Annotated in this window: 16 protein-coding genes; 9 read left to right on the top strand and 7 right to left on the bottom strand. The window is 73.7% G+C overall.

All coding sequences use genetic code 11. From position 1 onward, the window contains the following. Positions 1 to 50 precede the first annotated feature (50 nt). Genes IF89_RS0124565 through IF89_RS0124545 form a run of 5 tightly spaced genes read right to left on the bottom strand, consistent with a single transcriptional unit; the run spans position 51 to position 4,486 of the window. Positions 51 to 977, bottom strand: a complete 927-nt coding sequence (locus IF89_RS0124565) for a tyrosine-protein phosphatase (protein WP_030772070.1) — start codon at positions 975 to 977, stop codon at positions 51 to 53. Between the two features lie 30 nt (positions 978 to 1,007). Beyond that, complete coding sequence (locus tag IF89_RS0124560) at positions 1,008 to 2,135, bottom strand: NAD(P)H-dependent flavin oxidoreductase (protein ID WP_051807541.1); 1,128 nt, start codon at positions 2,133 to 2,135, stop codon at positions 1,008 to 1,010. Positions 2,136 to 2,139: 4 nt separating this feature from the next. Next, entirely contained in the window at positions 2,140 to 2,892 is a 753-nt protein-coding gene (locus IF89_RS0124555; RefSeq protein ID WP_030772064.1) for a CoA-transferase subunit beta, read from the bottom strand. Further along, entirely contained in the window at positions 2,889 to 3,740 is an 852-nt protein-coding gene (locus IF89_RS0124550; protein WP_030772062.1) for a CoA transferase subunit A, read from the bottom strand. The genes IF89_RS0124555 and IF89_RS0124550 overlap by 4 nt, the downstream gene beginning before the upstream one ends. After that, positions 3,737 to 4,486, bottom strand: a complete 750-nt coding sequence (locus tag IF89_RS0124545; RefSeq protein ID WP_030772060.1) for an enoyl-CoA hydratase family protein — start codon at positions 4,484 to 4,486, stop codon at positions 3,737 to 3,739. Before IF89_RS0124545 ends, IF89_RS0124550 begins: the two co-directional genes overlap by 4 nt. Before the next feature lie 56 nt (positions 4,487 to 4,542). Here IF89_RS0124545 and IF89_RS0124540 point away from each other — a divergent pair, with 56 nt between their 5' ends. Then, entirely contained in the window at positions 4,543 to 5,307 is a 765-nt protein-coding gene (locus IF89_RS0124540) for an SDR family oxidoreductase (RefSeq protein ID WP_030772058.1), read from the top strand. 1 nt (position 5,308) lies between these two features. Beyond that, a complete protein-coding gene (locus IF89_RS0124535; protein ID WP_030772055.1) occupies positions 5,309 to 6,220 on the top strand; it encodes an SDR family oxidoreductase in 912 nt (303 codons plus the stop codon). A 192-nt stretch (positions 6,221 to 6,412) separates the two neighbouring features. Here the strand turns inward: IF89_RS0124535 and IF89_RS0124530 are convergent, their stop codons facing one another. Both IF89_RS0124530 and IF89_RS0124525 read right to left on the bottom strand, forming a co-directional pair. Beyond that, positions 6,413 to 7,114 (bottom strand): HAD family acid phosphatase, encoded by a 702-nt coding sequence (locus IF89_RS0124530; RefSeq protein ID WP_030772053.1) that lies wholly within the window; start codon positions 7,112 to 7,114, stop codon positions 6,413 to 6,415. 176 nt (positions 7,115 to 7,290) lie between these two features. Then, positions 7,291 to 8,187 carry a hypothetical protein gene (locus IF89_RS0124525; RefSeq protein WP_030772050.1) on the bottom strand — a complete coding sequence of 299 codons (897 nt, stop codon included), beginning with the start codon at positions 8,185 to 8,187 and terminating at the stop codon, positions 7,291 to 7,293. A gap of 174 nt (positions 8,188 to 8,361) precedes the next feature. Between IF89_RS0124525 and IF89_RS0124520 the strand changes: the two genes are divergently transcribed. From IF89_RS0124520 to IF89_RS0124495, 7 genes are all read left to right on the top strand, one after another. Continuing rightward, the gene (locus IF89_RS0124520) at positions 8,362 to 9,114 is read left to right on the top strand and encodes a serine protease (RefSeq protein ID WP_030772048.1); all 753 of its coding nucleotides are present in this window, start codon (positions 8,362 to 8,364) and stop codon (positions 9,112 to 9,114) included. Between the two features lie 292 nt (positions 9,115 to 9,406). Beyond that, positions 9,407 to 9,706, top strand: a complete 300-nt coding sequence (locus IF89_RS38245) for a response regulator transcription factor (protein WP_051807539.1) — start codon at positions 9,407 to 9,409, stop codon at positions 9,704 to 9,706. A gap of 226 nt (positions 9,707 to 9,932) precedes the next feature. Beyond that, entirely contained in the window at positions 9,933 to 10,085 is a 153-nt protein-coding gene (locus IF89_RS47090; protein WP_199820554.1) for a hypothetical protein, read from the top strand. Between the two features lie 66 nt (positions 10,086 to 10,151). Continuing rightward, positions 10,152 to 10,505, top strand: coding sequence for a chorismate mutase (locus IF89_RS0124510; protein ID WP_051807537.1), 354 nt, complete (start codon positions 10,152 to 10,154; stop codon positions 10,503 to 10,505). 32 nt (positions 10,506 to 10,537) lie between these two features. Beyond that, positions 10,538 to 13,060 carry an aminopeptidase N gene (gene pepN, locus IF89_RS0124505; protein ID WP_199820552.1) on the top strand — a complete coding sequence of 841 codons (2,523 nt, stop codon included), beginning with the start codon at positions 10,538 to 10,540 and terminating at the stop codon, positions 13,058 to 13,060. Positions 13,061 to 13,443: 383 nt separating this feature from the next. After that, positions 13,444 to 14,925 carry a pyridoxal phosphate-dependent decarboxylase family protein gene (locus IF89_RS0124500; protein WP_078628478.1) on the top strand — a complete coding sequence of 494 codons (1,482 nt, stop codon included), beginning with the start codon at positions 13,444 to 13,446 and terminating at the stop codon, positions 14,923 to 14,925. Then, on the top strand, positions 14,922 to 16,331 hold the full coding sequence (locus tag IF89_RS0124495; RefSeq protein ID WP_030772036.1) for a lysine N(6)-hydroxylase/L-ornithine N(5)-oxygenase family protein: 1,410 nt from the start codon (positions 14,922 to 14,924) through the stop codon (positions 16,329 to 16,331). The genes IF89_RS0124500 and IF89_RS0124495 overlap by 4 nt, the downstream gene beginning before the upstream one ends. Positions 16,332 to 16,349: the final 18 nt, after the last annotated feature.

Genomic DNA, 16,349 nt, shown 5'->3' with positions numbered 1-16,349 from the left:
CGCAGGACGACGACGGGCAGTGCCGCGCGCACTGCCCGTCGTCGCGTCCGCTACCGGACCAGCCCGGTCTGGAGTTTCGCCAGGGTGCGCAGGTCCAGGCCGAGGCCCCGGGTCAGGTAGCCGTAGAAGCTGCCGTAGTCGGCCTCCAGTTGCGCCGTCGCCGCGTCCAGGTAGTCCTGGCGGACCTCCTGGAGCGGGATCAGCAGGTCCGGGTTCTGCATCCGGCCCGACTGCTTCAGGCCGGCCCGCACCTTCGCGTCGTACGCGGCGCGGAAGGTGTTCGACGCCAGGTAGTCCCGCTCGGCGCTCTCCTCGGGGACGGCGAGGGCGCGCAGCAGCACGTAACTCATCCAACCCGTCCGGTCCTTGCCGGACGTGCAGTGGTACAGGAGCGGGCCCTGCCGGCCGTCGGCGAGCTCCCGCAGGGTCGCCGCGAACTGCGCCCGGTTCTCGGCGCCGGTCACGAAGGTGCGGTAGATGTCGCGCATGTAGGCCTCGGCGCGGCCGCCGCCGAGCATCTGCTCCTGCCTGACGGGGTCCCCGCTGCCGATCGCCGAGACCAGCGTGCCGTAGAGGCCGAGGTCGCTCACGGGGCGGGAGGTGGCGGACAGTCCGGCGGGCAGCCGGTCGGCGCCGTCGTACTGCACCTCCATCGGGATCCGGAAGTCGACGACCTTCGTGAGGCCCAGACCGGAGACGGTGGTGACGTCCGCGTCGGTCAGCCTGCCCAGGGCGTCGGACCGGTAGACGAGGCCGTGGCGGACCTGGCCGCCCGTCCAGGTGCGGTGGCCGCCGAGGTCGCGGACGTTGACAGCGCCCTGGAGGACGATCTGGCGGATCGTTTCAGCCTGCTGCTGGTGCCGGGTGACGGTCCCGGCTTCGGGTGCGGCCGCCGCGTGCACGGCGGTCGGCAGGGTGGCGAGGGCGAGGGCGGCGACGGCTGCCGCGGCCCCTCTGCGGATCCCGGTACGGCTCATGGGGGCGACTCCTGTGACGCAGAAGGGGGATCACCCTGGTGGTGGCAGGGCGTCGGGCACATGCGGTCCGTCCGGCACGCCCGGCCCAAGCGGTCCGTACGGTCCGTCCGGTCCGTGCAGACGGTCCAGCACGGACTGGGCCTCGGCCATCACGCGGGAGACGAGCTCCGCACAGGACGGGAGGTCGTCGATCACCCCCGCGATCTGGCCCGATGCCATGACGCCGAGGTCCGTACGGCCCTCGACCATGGACGCTTTGAGGAGCATGGGGGTGTTCGCGGCGAGCAGGACCTGGCTCCAGGAGAGGTCCTTGCCGTGTTTCATCGCCAGGCCGTCGCGGACCATCTGCGGCCAGCTCAGACCGGACAGCCTCCGCAAGCCGGCCGCGTGTCGGACCGCCCGGACCAGCGCCCGGGTGCGGCCGGCGCGCTCCAGGGAGTCGACCAGCTCCGTACGGAGCATGCGGTGCGGCAGCCCGTCGACGGCCGTGGTGACGGTGACGTCCCTGACCGTCGCCTTCAGGTACGCGGCCTTCACGGCGTCCGGGACGGTCGAGTCCGACGTCAGCAGGAACCGGGTGCCCATGGCGATGCCGGCCGCTCCGTAGGCCAGGGCGGCGACCAGGCCGCGGCCGTCGCCGAAGCCGCCCGCCGCGACCACCGGGATGTCCACGGCGTCCACGACCTGCGGCAGCAGCACGGTGGTGGCGACGTCCCCGGTGTGGCCGCCGCCCTCACCGCCCTGCACGATCACCGCGTCGGCGCCCCAGGCCGCCACCTTCTCGGCGTGCCGCCGGGCTCCGATCGACGGGATGACGACCACGCCCGCGTTCTTCAGCCGGCCGATCAGCTCCTGGGAGGGCGCGAGCGCGAAGGACGCGACCCGCACCCCCTCCTCGATGATCAGCCGGACGCGTTCGGGTGCGTCCCCGGCGTCCGCCCGCAGGTTGACGCCGAACGGGGTCCCCCGCGGCACCCGTGAGCGCACCTCGCGGACCGCCGACCGCAGGTGCTCCGTGGTCATCGTCGCCGAGGCCAGGATGCCCAGGGCGCCCGCGTTCGCCGCGGCCGACACCAGGCGGGGGCCGGCGACCCAGCCCATGCCCGTCTGCACGATCGGGTGCTCGACCCCGACCAGTTTCGTGAACGCCGTCTCCACCGCTTCAGCCCCGCACTTCCCGGTCGCGCAGCCCCTTGGGGTCGATCACCTCGCGGATGAGCCGCAGTTCGGGCCCCGTCGGCTCCCGCGTGCAAGGGACCTCCTCGGGCAGCGCCAGCTCGAAGCCGGTCGCCGCCCGCACCTGCCCGACGGTCACCCCGGGGTGCAGGGAGGCCAGCCGCATCGTGTTCCCGGGGCCGGCGAAGTCGAAGACGCCCAGGTCGCTCACCACCCGGGGCAGCCGGTGGAAGCGGGTCACCCCGGCCTCGGCGGCCCGGTCGTGGCCCACGCCGCTCACCATGTCGACGCGTTCGACGAAGACCCGGGTCGAATGCCGCGGGATCCAGTAGCTCACCGGATGGTTGAGGGTGTTCACGGGCGCGCCGCGGACGCCGAGCAGCTGGCGGGACGGCCGCTCCCAGTCGCCGATGCAGGAGATGTTCTGGTTGCCGAACCGGTCGATCTGGCTCGCGCCCATCATCACGTGCCGCCGGCCGCCGGTGACCATCGTCAGGTGGCGCCGGTACGGGAGCCACCCCTCGGGCGTGCCGTCCAGCCCGACGAGCATGGCCTCGCCGTCCGTCAGCAGCAGGTCGGGGGAGAAGGTCCGCTTCGCGAGGCGGGCCCCCAAGGAGGGGATCAGACCCATCGGGCTGGCGAGCACCTCGCCGTCGCCGCGCCAGGCCTCGGCGCACGCGACCACGCAGTACTCGGCACGGGTGGCGGGGGCGGCTGACGTGCCGGTCGTCGTGGTCACTGCTGCTCCTCGTGCCAGGTCCGGACGGCCGACTGGTAGTCGTGCTCGCCCGCCCCGGACAGGAAGCGGGCCGAGAACTCCGGCCAGGGCGTGCTCGCGTAGAGCTTCTGGAAGGCCTCGTCGCGGTCGTAGTCGGGGGCGCAGGAGGTGAAGTGCGCGCCGTTCGGGGTCTCCACCACACCGGTGACGGAGTGCCGGCTGACGAGGAGCGACTGCGGGGGCCCGGCCTTGCTGAGCTCGGCGGTCCCCACGAGCTGCTCGCAGGAGACGTAGGCGGCGTCGGCGGCCTCGCAGAACAGGTCGTCGAAGTACGGGTCCGGGCCCAGGTACTGGGCGTTGCCGAGGCGGTCCGCGCGGTTGAGGTGGACGAGGGCGGCGTCCATGCGCAGGGCGGGCACGGCGACGAGCTCCTCGCCGTCGGCGTAGGGCGAGGTGACCGTGCGCAGGTCCGGATTGACCCGCATCACGTCGGAGCCGAGACCGGCGCGGACCGGGAGGAAGGGCAGCCGGTTGGCGGCGGCGTGCAGGCCCCACATGAACATCGCCTCGTCGTACTCGGTGAGCGTGAAGGCGGCCCGTTCGCGGGCGGCGCGGAAGTGCGGCTCCAGCGCGATGGAGTCCAGGGTGGCGAAGGGGGCGACGAGCCGGCGGATCCGGCCCGCGGCCGCCAGCAGACCGACATCGGGACCGCCGTAGGCGATTACGGTGAGATCGGTGATGTCGGACCGGAGCAGCGCTCTGACCAGGGCCATGGGCTTGCGCCGGGATCCCCAGCCGCCGATCCCGACGGTCATTCCGCTGCGCAGCTGCCCGACCACCTCCTCGACGGTCATGGTCTTGTCGCTCATGCGCGCTCTCCCTTCCCGAAGGTGTCGCGGATCCGGTCGGCCACCCCGCTGAGGTTGGCCTCGAAGGTGAAGCCCTGCTCGAAGCGGTAGCTGCGGCGCACGTCCACCGGGTCGATCCCGTTGATGGCCGCCTTCGCCAGCCGGATCAGGTGGCCGTCCTTCTGCGCGATCTCCCCGGCCAGTTCCAGCGCGGCCGCGCGCAGGCCGTGGGCCGGGACCACCTTCCAGACCGAGCCGTGGGCGTGCAGTTCGGCGGCGGTCGCGGTGCGCGAGGTGTAGTAGAGGGCGCGCATCAGGTGCTGGGGCACCAGCCGGGACAGGTGGGTGGCGGCGCCGAGGGCGCCCCGGTCGAGTTCGGGCAGCCCGAAGACGGCGTCGTCGGAGGCGACGATCGCGTCGGCGTTGCCGACCAGGCCGATGCCGCCGCCCAGGCAGAAGCCGTGCACGGCCGCGACGACGGGCACCTCGCACTCGTAGACAGCGGCGAACGCCTCGTAGCAGCCCCGGTTCGCGCCGATGAGGGCCGCGCGGCCGGTGTCGCGCTGCATCTCCTTGATGTCGACCCCCGCGTTGAAGCCGCGGCCCCCGGCGGCGAGGACCACGCACCGGACCTCGGGGTCCCGGCCCGTGGCCCGCAGGGCGTCGGCGAGGTCGTACCAGCCTTGCACGGGCAGCGCGTTGACGGGCGGGAAGTCGACCGTGACCTGTGCGACGCCCTGGTCCGGGCGGGAGGTGGAGACACCCATGAGAGGATCAGCTACCTTTCCACCAAACATTTGTTAGGTGAGGAAGGTAGCAGCCGATGGAGCTCGACGGGAGGGTCGCCGTCGTCACCGGCGGAACCAGGGGCGTCGGTGCCGGCATCGCCCGGTCGTTCCTCGCGGCCGGCGCCGAGGTCGTCGTCTGCGCACGCCGGCCCCCGGACCGGCCGGTCGCGGCGGGCGGCCGCGAAGCGTCCTTCACCGCGCTCGACCTGCGCGACGCGGGCGCCGTACGGAACTTCTTCGACGCGGTCGCCGACCGGTACGGGCGGCTCGACTGCCTGGTCAACAACGCCGGCGGGACTCCGTACCGCCTCCTCGGCGAGGGCGACGCCGAACGCCACGCCCGGGTCGTCGAGCTGAACCTCGTCGCCCCGATGACGGCCTCCCTGGCCGCCCACCCCTGGCTGAGACGGGCCCGCGGCTCGGTCGTGATGATCGGCAGCGTCAGCGGCACCCGCCCCTCACCGGGGACGGCGGCCTACGGTGCGGCCAAGGCGGGCCTGGAGAGCCTCGCCCGGTCCATGGCCGTCGAGTGGGCCCCCGAAGTACGGGTGAACTCGCTGCTCCTCGGCATGGTGCGCACCGAACTCGCGCACCTGCACTACGGGGACGAGGCCGGGATCAAGGCGGTCGGCGCGACCGTCCCGCTGGGCCGCCTCGCCGAACCGGACGACGTGGGCGACGCGGCGGTCTTCCTCGCCTCCGACCGGGCGCGGTACGTGAGCGGGGCCGGCCTGCTGGTGCACGGCGGCGGGGAGCGCCCGGCGTTCCTGGATGCGGCAACTGTCAACAAGGAGGGCTGAGATGGCGGGACTGTGCGAGGGCCGGGTCGTGGTCGTGACCGGTGCGGGGCGGGGGCTGGGCCGCGCCCACGCGCTGGCCTTCGCCGCGGAAGGGGCGAAGGTCGTCGTCAACGACCTCGGCGTCGGACTGGACGGACGGCCCGACCCGCAGAGCCCGGCGGCCCAGGTGGTCCGGGAGATCGAGGAGCTCGGCGGTCAAGCCGTCGCGCACGGCGGCGACATCGCGACCGCGCAGGGCGCGGACTGCCTGGTACGGGCCGCCGTCGACGCCTTCGGCCGGCTGGACACGCTGGTCAACAATGCCGGCTTCCTGCGGGACCGGATGCTGGTGAACCTGGACGAGGGCGACTGGGACGCGGTCGTCCGGGTCCATCTGAAGGGGCACTTCCTGCCACTGCGGTCGGCCGCCGCGTGGTGGCGGGCGGAGGCGAAGGCCGGCCGGCCGGTGGCCGCCCGCGTCGTCAACACGTCCTCCGGGGCGGGCCTGCTGGGCTCCGTCGGCCAGGGCAACTACAGCGCGGCCAAGGCCGGCATCCTCGGCCTGACCCTGGTCGCGGCCGCCGAGCTGGGCCGGTACGGGGTCCAGGTCAACGCCATCGCCCCGGCGGCGCGCACCCGCATGACCGAGCAGACCTTCGCACAGGCCATGGCCGCCCCCGAGGACGGCGGCTTCGACACGATGGCACCCGAGAACGTCTCACCGCTCGTCGTGTGGCTCGGCGCGGACGCCTCGGCCGGGGTCAGCGGACGGGTCTTCGAGACCGAAGGCGGCCGGATCACCGTCATGGAGGGCTGGCGGCCGGGCCCCACCGCGGACCGCGGCGCGCGGTGGACCCCGGCGCAGGCGGGGGAGGCGGCGGTGAAACTCCTGGCGGCGGCCGAGCCCCCGCTGCCGGTGTACGGCTCGCAGTAGGGCGTCGGCCCGCGTCGGAGGAGGCCGGGAACGAGAGCGGGCCCGGCCCCCTGGCGAGGGGTCGGGCCCGAGTCTTCGTCGGTGCGTTGGGGTATCACTACCCGCTGCGCGTACCCGCTGAACCGCAGTCGGGCCATCATGTTGTGCGCGGGTCGCGCGGGAGGGGGGAACCGGAGGGTTCCCCCCGGTGCGTCAGGAGAGCTTGCCGTTGTAGTCCGGGAGCTTGACGGTGCGTTCGGCGTGACCGCCGACCAGGTCGGTCGGGCTGTTGCCGATGTTGGCGATGATCGTGTAGCCGCGCGCCTCGATCTCCGCGCGCTTGGCCGTCTTGTAGGTGCTGACCTCCTCGAAGAGGTCGGGCAGGTCGCGGACGTACAGCCCGGACACCGGGTAGCCGACGGCCTTGAGGTTGTACTCGGTCAGGGAGTGGATGATTCCCGGGCGGGCCGTGACGAAGAAGACGGCGACGCCGCGGGCGTGGGCGTACTGGGTCAGGGCGCGCACCTTGGCGATCGCGGGGGTCGGGTACGTCCAGAACCAGTGGAAGTCCGTCTCCAGCGAGGTGTTGTCGATGTCGAGGACGAGGGCCGGCTTCTCGCCGGCGGGGGAGTTCGCGATGCGCTGCTCGATGGCCGGGCGCGCCGCGTCGACGATCGCGGCCACCTCCCGCTGCCACGCGGCATAGTCGATGCCGAGGATCGCCGCGTTCCCGCCCGGCGCGGAGGCGGTCGCGGAGGCAGGCGCGTAGGCGGTCGCCGACACGGAGGCGGGGGCGGGTGCGGCGACGGGCGCCGCCTGGGCCGCGGTGGCCGGAACGAGCGTCAGGACGGCGGCCGCTGCGGCCACGCCGACAGCGGCGGTACGGGGCGTGCGGGTGCGGCGGGAACTGCGCATGGGGGGCGCTCCTCGGTCACGAATTGACATGGACGTGACCAGAGTTGGCGAGAAGCGCACACATGTCTACTGGCCGGTAGGAAACTTTTTGCGGCCTCCCGGTGAATGATCAAGCCGAATGCGGGCGGACCGGGACGGGGGTCCTCGCCGGACCGGGGCCGCACCGGCGGGCACCCTCACGTGTCGCAGTCGAGCACCGACCGGCACAGGCCGCACCGGGCCCGCAGGCGCCCGCCCACCGGCACCCGCACCCGCTGCTCGCACACCGGGCACGGAAAGCTCACCCGCAGCGCCGGGCCGGATCCCGCGGGCTCGAAGCGGTACGCCGACCCGTCCCGCGGGGCGAGCCCGCAGCGCCGCGCCCGCGCGTACCGCCGCCGCGCGGCGGGGCCGGCGGCGGCGAGCGGTGCGCGGCGCAGGTCCCGGGCCGCCAGGGCGCTCCCGCGCACGTAGGCCTCGTACGCCTGCGGGCTGGTGAACCACGGCGACGGGTCCTCGTCGAACAGTGCCGCCCGCTTGGCGAGGACGTAGCCGAACTCCTCCGGTGTCAGGTAGCCGAGCCGCTGGTGGGTGAGCGCGTCCTCCCGGTAGGCGTCCAGGAGCAGCCAGCCCGCACCCAGGTAGGCGGCGGCGGTGTCGGTGAGGATCTCGTTCTCGGCCGGATCGGGGAAGGCGAGTTCCAGCCGGTGCAGCAGCACGTGCGCCACCTCGTGCGACAGGGCGGCCGCCAGGTCCCGCCGGTGGGTCCGGAAGCGGTCGTTGACCTCGACGAAGTACTCGGGCCCGGCCGTCAGCTCCACGGTGGCGGCCTCGTCCATCGGCCGGAAGGCCACCACCATGCGCGCCTCGGGCAGCCGCAGTGCCCGCACCATCGCCGAGGCCAACCGCTGCGCCCCCAGGTGCAGGTCCTCGGAGGCGTCGAAGGCCGCGTCGGCGGGCGAGAAGCTCGGGGCGTGGGCGCGGATCCCGTCGGCCGACATGCGGCGGAAGAGCGCGGTGATCGACGCCCGCACGGTCGCCAGGTGCGGAAATCCGTGCTCGATGGCCCGCCGCGGCCCGTCGTTCTCCTTCATCGGATCCCCTTTACCGCAATCCCTGTCGCAGTGACGGGAGTTGGCCGAAACTGCGTTCTTGTTGGCCGCCGCCCTCCTGATGTGTCATGGACCCGTCATTCATCCCCGATGGCACGCACGGCCCAACCCCCCACGAAAGGCAGTGTGTTGACTGTGTCCAGCCTTGTGCGCCTCATGAAGCGAACCCTCGCCGTCGGCGCCGTCGCCCTCGCGGCCGTCAGCCTCCAGCCCGGCACCGCCTCCGCCGGCACCGCACCCGTCGTCGGCGGCACCCGCGCCGCCCAGGGCGAGTTCCCCTTCATGGTCCGCCTCTCCATGGGCTGCGGCGGCGCCCTCTACACCCAGCAGATCGTCCTCACCGCCGCCCACTGCGTGAGCGGCTCCGGCAACAACACCTCCATCACCGCCACCGCCGGAGTCGTCGACCTGAACAGCGCCAGCGCCATCAAGGTCAAGTCCACCAAGGTCCTCCGCGCCCCCGGCTACAACGGCACCGGCAAGGACTGGGCCCTCATCAAGCTCGCCAAGCCCATCAACCTGCCCACCCTCAAGATCGCCGAGACCAAGGCCTACGACAACGGCACCTTCACCGTCGCCGGCTGGGGAGCCACCCGCGAGGGCGGCGCCCAGCAGCGCTACCTCATGAAGGCCACCGTCCCCTTCGTCTCCGACGCCGACTGCAGCGCCGCCTACAGCGACCTCGTGCCCGGCGAGGAAATCTGCGCCGGCTACCTCGACCAGGGCGGCGTCGACACCTGCCAGGGCGACTCCGGCGGCCCCATGTTCCGCCGCGACAACGCCGGAGCCTGGATCCAGGTCGGCATCGTCAGCTGGGGCATAGGCTGCGCCCGCCCCGACTACCCCGGCGTCTACACCGAGGTCTCCACCTTCGCCGCCCAGATCAAGAGCGCCGCGGCGACCCTGTAGCCCCGGCACCGGCACCACCCCGTCCTTCCGGCCCGGTACCGACGGGCCGGAAGGACGCGACGCACCCGCCGCCGTACCCGCGGGGCCGACGGGCGGTTGCGGGTCGAGGCGCCCGCCGCTCCCACGGGAGGCGACCGGCGGCAACGGGCGACCGCGGAGCAGACCGCGCACGGCGCCCGGCGCGGTCGTCGCGGACGACCAGCAGACGGACCGAACCGGGACCGGCCGGATCCTCCCGAGCCGGCCCGTCACCGGGGCCGCCGCCGCAGCGGGGCAAACCGCCCTGGTCGCCGTGGTTGCCCGGGCCGCTGTCGCCCGGGCCGCGGTGGCCGCCCTCGTTGCCGCCGCCGAGGCCCCCGTGGCTGCCCCGGCCGGCCTCGCCGCGCTGGCCGCTGTCGCCCGCACCGGCGCCGCACACCGCCCCGACGTCCCGCTCCTCGACATCCGCACGCCGAAGCTCGACGGCCTCGACACCACCCGGTGTCCGTCCGGCAGCCACGGGCCACGCACCGTCATCGTCATCGTCACCACCGTCGACCTCGACGGATACCTCCGTACGGCACTCCCGGCGGAGCGTCCGGCTTCCTCCTGAAAGACGCGAGCCCGGCCACCCCGGTTGAAGCCGCGCGTGCGGCAGCCGCGGGCGGGCCGGGAGGTCCGGCGAAGTCGCCCGGCGCCCTTCGGGCGGGGCCCGCGGGGGCACCCGTACGTACTGTCGCGGCCGGCGCGGCTGCGGTCACGGGCGCGCCGGGGGGAGGCCCCGGCGCAGCCGTCCCGGCGCCCAGGTCCGGCCGGGCCGCGCGGGCGCCCGTACCGCCGTGCACGCGAGCCCATGCCACCCCGCGAAGGACCGCGGTGGCGGCTGCGCCCTCGTCGGCGCGACCGGGCGCGCCGCGGCCCGCGGCGGCCCCCTCACCGCGGGCCCCGGCCCCGGAGGCAGCCGGGCCCTCACCGCCGCCATGCCCCTGTGACCGACGCCGTCTCACAGGCCGACATGCCCCGCGACCTGCGCCCCGCGCCACGTATTCTCGACAACCATGAACATCAGCGACCTCGACAACGGCACGGGCAACGGCCAGGACGCCGCCGACGGCATCGACGACGACGTCACCGCCGAACTCGCCCGCCTGCGCGACAGCATCGACAACATCGACGCGGCCGTCGTCCACATGCTCGCCGAACGCTTCAAGTGCACCCAGCAGGTCGGCCACCTCAAGGCCCGCCACCACCTGCCCCCCGCCGACCCCGGCCGCGAAGCCAGCCAGATCGCCCGGCTCCGCCAGCTCGCCGAGAACGCCAAGCTCGACCCCGCCTTCGCCGAGAAGCTCCTCAACTTCATCATCGCCGAGGTCATCCGCCACCACGAGACGATCGCTGCGGGCGAAGACTAGACACATGGGGTCCGGCCGCCCCCTGGGGCAGCATGGGCCCCATGTCCGCACTCACGCGCAACGAAGCGCAGCTCCGAGCCCAGCTCATCGAGGTCCACGACTACGCCGTCGACCTCGACCTCACCACCGGCGACGACACCTTCGACTCCGCCACCACCATCCGCTTCAGCGCCCGCACCGCCGGCGACACCTTCGTGGAGCTGAAGCCCGAGGAGCTGCGCTCCGCCACCCTCGACGGCCACCCCCTCGACCCGGCGACCCTCGACGACAACCGCCTCCCGCTCACCGCCCTCACCCCCGGCCACCACGAACTGCGCATCGACGCCCGCATGCGCTACTCCCGCACCGGCGAGGGCCTGCACCGCTTCACCGACCCCGCGGACGGCGAGACGTACGTCTACAGCCAGATGTTCCTCGACGACGTCCAGCGGGTCTTCCCCGCCTTCGACCAGCCCGACCTCAAAGCCGTCTTCCGGTTCACCGTCACCGCACCCACGCACTGGACCGTCCTCGCCAACGGCATCACCACCCGCCTCACCGACCGGGACACCGACACCGCCGGCACCTGGCAGTCCGCCCCCACCCCCGTCATCTCCACCTACCTCGCCGCCGTCGCCGCGGGCCCCTGGCACAGCGTGACCACCGAACACGCCGGACTGCCCTTCGGCATCCACTGCCGCCAGTCCCTCGCCCCCCACCTGGACGCCGACGCCGACGAAATCCTCTCCATCACCACGGCCTGCTTCGACCGCTACCAGGTCAAGTTCACCGAGCCCTACCCCTTCGACTCCTACGACCAGGCCTTCGTCCCCGAATTCAACGCCGGCGCCATGGAGAACCCCGGCCTGGTCACCTTCCGCGACGAATTCATCTACCGCTCCGCCGTCACCGACACCGAACGCCAGTCCCGCGCCATGGTCATCGCCCACGAGATGGCCCACATGTGGTTCGGCGACCTCGTCACCCTCGCCTGGTTCGACGACATCTGGCTCAACGAGTCCTTCGCCGAATACATGGGCTACCAGACCCTCACCGAAGCCACCCGCTTCACCGACACCTGGACCGACTTCGGCGTCACCCGCAAACCCTGGGGCTACGACGCCGACCAGCGCCCCTCCACCCACCCCGTCGCCCCCGCCCCCGACGACGTCCCCGACACCGCCTCCGCCCTCCTCAACTTCGACGGCATCTCCTACGCCAAGGGCGCCTCCGCCCTGCGCCAACTCGTCGCCTGGCTCGGCGAGCAGGACTTCCTGGCCGGCATCAACACCCACTTCGCCCGCCACAAGTTCGCCAACGCCTCCCTCGCCGACTTCATCGACTCCCTCGCCGCCCACACCGACCGCGACGTCCGCGCCTGGGCCGACGCCTGGCTGCGCACCACCGGCATCGACACCCTCACCCCGCGCATCGAGGACGCCCCCGAAGGCACCGCCGGGTGGACCCTCACCGTCGACCGCGACGGCAGCCGCCCCCACCACATCGCCATCGGCGTCTACGACCGCGACCCCGCCGACGGCCGCACCCTGGAACTGCGCGAACTCCTCGACCTCGACGTCCCCTCCGACGAAGTCGTCTCCACGAGCGGCACCCGCCCCGCACTGCTCCTCCTCAACGACGCCGACCTCACCTACGCCAAGGTCCGCCTCGACGACACCTCGCTCGAAACGGTCCTGCGCGGCCTCTCCGGCATCCCCGAAGCCCTCACCCGCGCCGTCGCCTGGAACTGCCTGCGCGACATGGTCCGCGACGGCGAACTCGCCCCGCAGGACTACCTGGCCACCGCCGAAGCGCACCTGCCCGCCGAGCACGACCTCGCCGTCGTCCAGGGCGTCCTCGCCTTCGCCCGCACCGAGATCGCCGTCCGCTACCTCGCCCCCGAGGACCGCACCGCCGCCCTCGGCACCCTCACCGCCATCGCCCGCGACCTCCTGCGCCGCACCGAGGACGGCTCGGAGCCCGGCATGCGGCTCACCGCCGTCCGCACCCTCGTCGGCAGCGCCACCCAGCCCGACACCATCGCCGCCTGGCTCGCCGACGACACCGTGCCCGGCGGCCCCGCCCTCGACCCGGAGCTGCGCTGGCGCATCCTCGCCCGCCTCGCCGTCCTCGGCGCCGCCGGAGAGGCCGAGATCGACGCCGCCCTCGCCGCCGACCCCAGCGCCACCGGTGAGGAAGGCGCCGCCCGCTGCCGCGCCGCCCTCCCCACCCCCGAGGCCAAGGCCGCCGCCTGGAACCGGCTCTTCCACGACGACAGCCTGTCCAACTACCTCTTCAGCGCCACCGCCCAGGGCTTCTGGCAGCCCGAACAGGCCGACCTCACCGCCGAGTACGTGGCCCGCTACTACCCCGAGGCCGTCGCCCTCGGCGCCCGCCGCGGACCCGCCATCGGCGAAGCCGCGGGCCGCTACGCCTTCCCGGTGTTCGCCGTCGACGAGGCCAACCTCAAGGCGGGCCAGGCCTGCCTCTCCGATCCGGACATCATCCCGCTGCTGCGCCGCAAACTGGTCGACCAACTGGACGACCTGTCCCGAGCCCTGCGCGCCCGCGGCTGACCCTGCGGGGGGCCCGGCGGTTCGGGGCGCCTGCGGGGCTCGGTGGCCCCGGGGCCTGGCCGGTCAGGGGTGCCTTCACGGCTCGGTGGCTCCAGCCCGCCCCGACCCCTGCCGGGTGCCCGGCGGTCCACCAGGCCGGGGCCTGGGCCGGGCCGGGGTGTGGTTTCACGTCCCGGACAACACCCCGTCCCTCCCCGACCGCCACCCTGCACCGGAACCCCCCGGGGAGCGGCTCCACCCAACCCTCGGGATTCGGACAAACCCCGGCGGTTACCCCATTCGGGTCTGATCGTTGTACTGGCCGGGTGCTCCCCGCCGCACCCAGGCCAGCCCCGGGACGACAGCGCCGCCAGGCACACCCCGGCCAGCCCCCGGAGGACCCGATGACAGCGCCGCCCGGCACCCCCCATCCCGGCCAGCCCAAGGGTCCCGTGCCGGCGCCGTCCGGCACCCCGCGCGCCGCCCGGGCGGAGAACCCCCGCCCGGCGCGGCCCCCCGGCGCTCCGCTCGCCGGCGGAGCCCACGGACCCCGGGCCCTGCGCCCCCTCCTCGACACCGTCCTCGACGCCCTCACCACCGGCACCGCCGAACGCCGCGGCCCCCTCCCCGCCGGTGGCCCCGCCGCCGTCACCGCCCACCTCCGCGCCACCCTCGGCACCGTACTGCCCGACCACGGCACCGGCGACCACGAAGCCCTCCGCACCCTCGTCCACGCCCTCGCCGCCGGAGCCGCCGACCCCGCCGACCCCCTCTGCGCCGCCCACCTGCACTGCCCGCCGCTCGCCGTCGCCGCCGCCGCGGACCTGGCCGCCAGCGCCCTGAACCCCTCCCTCGACTCCTGGGACCAGGCCCCCGCCGCCTCCGCCCTCGAAGCCGAACTCACCCGCACCCTCGCCGCCGAGTTCTACGACACCCCCCACCCCGACGCCCTCGTCACCACCGGCGGCACCGAAGCCAACCACCTCGCCCTGCTCCTCGCCCGCGAACGCCACGGCCCCCGCCTCACCGTCCTGCACGGAGCCAACGCCCACCACTCCGTCCCCCGCGCCGCCTGGCTCCTCGGCCTCCCCCCGGCCACCCGACTCCCCACACCCGCCGGCGTACTCGACCCCGCAACCCTCGCCCACGCCCTCGCCACCACCCCCGGCCCCACCCTCGTCACCGCCACCGCCGGCACCACCGACGCCGGACTCATCGACCCCCTCCCCGCCCTCGCCGACCTCTGCGACCAGCACGGCGCCGACCTCCACATCGACGCCGCCTACGGCGGCCTCCTCGCCCTCAGCCCCCGCCACCGGCACAAACTCGCAGGCCTCGGCCGCGCCCACTCCCTCACCATCGACCTGCACAAACTCGGCTGGCAGCCCATCGCCGCAGGACTCCTCGCCGTCCCCGACACCGCACTCCTCACCCCCCTCGCGCACCAGGCCGACTACCTCAACGCCACCGACGACACCGAAGCCGGACTGCCCGACCTCCTCGGCCGCTCCCTCCGCACCACCCGCCGCCCCGACGCCCTCAAGATCGCCGCGACCCTCCGCTCACTCGGCCGCAACGGCCTCGCCCACCTGATCGACCGCACCTGCGCCCTCGCACACCACCTCGCCCAACGCCTCGACACCCACCCCGGCTTCGAAGTCCACTCGCCCCCCACCATCAGCACCGTCCTCTTCCGGCCCACCCGCGCCACCGACGACGAGCTCGCCACCCAGCGCCGCGCCCTCCTCCACCAAGGCCGCGCCGTCCTCGGCCGCACCCGCGCCGACGGCCGCCTGTGGCTCAAAGCCACCCTGCTCAACCCGCACACCACGGCGGGAGACCTGGACACCCTCATCGCCCACCTGGAAGGCAGCACCCACCGATGACCGCCCAGCTCGATGCACCCCACGACCTCGTCGGAATCGGCATCGGACCGTCCAACCTGTCCCTCGCCGCCCTCGCCCACGGCCTCCCCCAGCAGGGAGCGGGCGAACTCGCCACCGCCTTCTACGAGCAGCGCCGCGACTTCCGCTGGCACCCCGGACTCCTCATCGAGGGCGCCACCCTCCAAGTCCCCTTCCTCGCCGACCTCGTCACCCTCGCCGACCCCGCCAGCCCCTGGAGCTTCCTCAGCTACCTCAAGCACAAGGAACGGCTCTACCCCTTCTACTTCGCCGAGCAGTTCCACATCCACCGCGCCGAATACGACGCCTACTGCCGCTGGGTCGCCGGCCGCGTCCCCGGACTCCACTTCGGCCACCAGGTCGACGCCGTCCGCTGGAACCCCGAACGCGACCTCTTCGAAGTCGACTACACCCAGCTCGACCGCGCCGGCGAAGCCGAAGCCCTCGGCCGCACCTACACCCGCAACCTCGCCCTCGGTATCGGCACCGCCCCCCACATCCCCGAATCCCTGCGCCCCCTCGCCGACGCCCCCACCGTCCCCGTCATCCACTCCGCCGACTACCTCGACAACCGGCAGCGCATCCTCGGCGCGGACCACGTCACCGTCATCGGCTCGGGCCAGTCCGGCGCCGAGGTCTTCCTCGACCTGCTCCGCGCCCGCCCCGCCGGCCGCGAACGCCTCACCTGGCTCGCCCGCACCCCCTCCTTCGCCCCCATGGAGTACTCCAAGCTCGGCCTCGAACACTTCACCCCCGACTACACCCGCTACTTCCACGCCCTCCCCGAACCGGTACGCGACCACCTCGTCCCCGCCCAGTGGCAGCTCCACAAGGGCATCGACGCCGCCACCATCGCCGCCATCCACGACGAGCTCTACCGGCGCACCCTCCACGGCGGCTGGCCGGATGCCGTCCTCACCCCCGGAGTCACCGTCCGCACCGCCGGACGCGTCGCCACCACCAAAGTCGAACTCCACCTCGAACACACCGAACAGGGCGCCCGCTCCCGCCTCACCACCGACGCCGTCGTCCTCGCCACCGGCTACCAGGAACGACCCCTCACCCGCCTCCTCGCCGGCCTCGACCCCTACCTGCGCAAGGACTCCTCCGGCCGCCCCCGCATCGACGACCGCTACCGGATGGTCCTCGACCCCTCCGTCACCGGCAGCATCTTCGTCCAGAACGGCGAACGCCACACCCACGGCGTCGGCGCCCCCGACCTCGGCCTCGCCGCCTGGCGCAGCGCCGCCATCCTCAACGCCCTCACCGGCAAAGAGCCCTACCCCCAGCCCCCGCGCACCGCCTTCACCACCTTCGGCCTCGAACAGCGCGAACACACCCGCCCCCGCCCCACCGGCGAACTGCTCCCGCTCGTCGAACACCCGTAGGCGCTGCCCAGGGGACCC

The sequence above is a fragment of the Streptomyces sp. NRRL F-2664 genome (assembly GCF_000719345.1).
Lineage (GTDB): Bacteria > Actinomycetota > Actinomycetes > Streptomycetales > Streptomycetaceae > Streptomyces.
The sequence above is the reverse complement of the archived record's forward strand: the minus strand, read 5'-3'. Positions and strand labels throughout refer to the sequence as shown.

Coding starts and splice junctions, on each gene's coding strand:
- IF89_RS0124565 (WP_030772070.1), bottom strand. CDS start 977: ATGAGCCGTACCGGGATCCGCAGAGGGGCCGCGGCAGCCGTCGCCGCC.
- IF89_RS0124550 (WP_030772062.1), bottom strand. CDS start 3,740: ATGAGCGACAAGACCATGACCGTCGAGGAGGTGGTCGGGCAGCTGCGC.
- IF89_RS0124545 (WP_030772060.1), bottom strand. CDS start 4,486: ATGGGTGTCTCCACCTCCCGCCCGGACCAGGGCGTCGCACAGGTCACG.
- IF89_RS0124540 (WP_030772058.1), top strand. CDS start 4,543: ATGGAGCTCGACGGGAGGGTCGCCGTCGTCACCGGCGGAACCAGGGGC.
- IF89_RS0124535 (WP_030772055.1), top strand. CDS start 5,309: ATGGCGGGACTGTGCGAGGGCCGGGTCGTGGTCGTGACCGGTGCGGGG.
- IF89_RS0124530 (WP_030772053.1), bottom strand. CDS start 7,114: ATGCGCAGTTCCCGCCGCACCCGCACGCCCCGTACCGCCGCTGTCGGC.
- IF89_RS0124525 (WP_030772050.1), bottom strand. CDS start 8,187: ATGAAGGAGAACGACGGGCCGCGGCGGGCCATCGAGCACGGATTTCCG.
- IF89_RS0124520 (WP_030772048.1), top strand. CDS start 8,362: ATGAAGCGAACCCTCGCCGTCGGCGCCGTCGCCCTCGCGGCCGTCAGC.
- IF89_RS0124510 (WP_051807537.1), top strand. CDS start 10,152: ATGAACATCAGCGACCTCGACAACGGCACGGGCAACGGCCAGGACGCC.
- pepN (WP_199820552.1), top strand. CDS start 10,538: ATGGGCCCCATGTCCGCACTCACGCGCAACGAAGCGCAGCTCCGAGCC.
- IF89_RS0124500 (WP_078628478.1), top strand. CDS start 13,444: ATGACAGCGCCGCCCGGCACCCCCCATCCCGGCCAGCCCAAGGGTCCC.
- IF89_RS0124495 (WP_030772036.1), top strand. CDS start 14,922: ATGACCGCCCAGCTCGATGCACCCCACGACCTCGTCGGAATCGGCATC.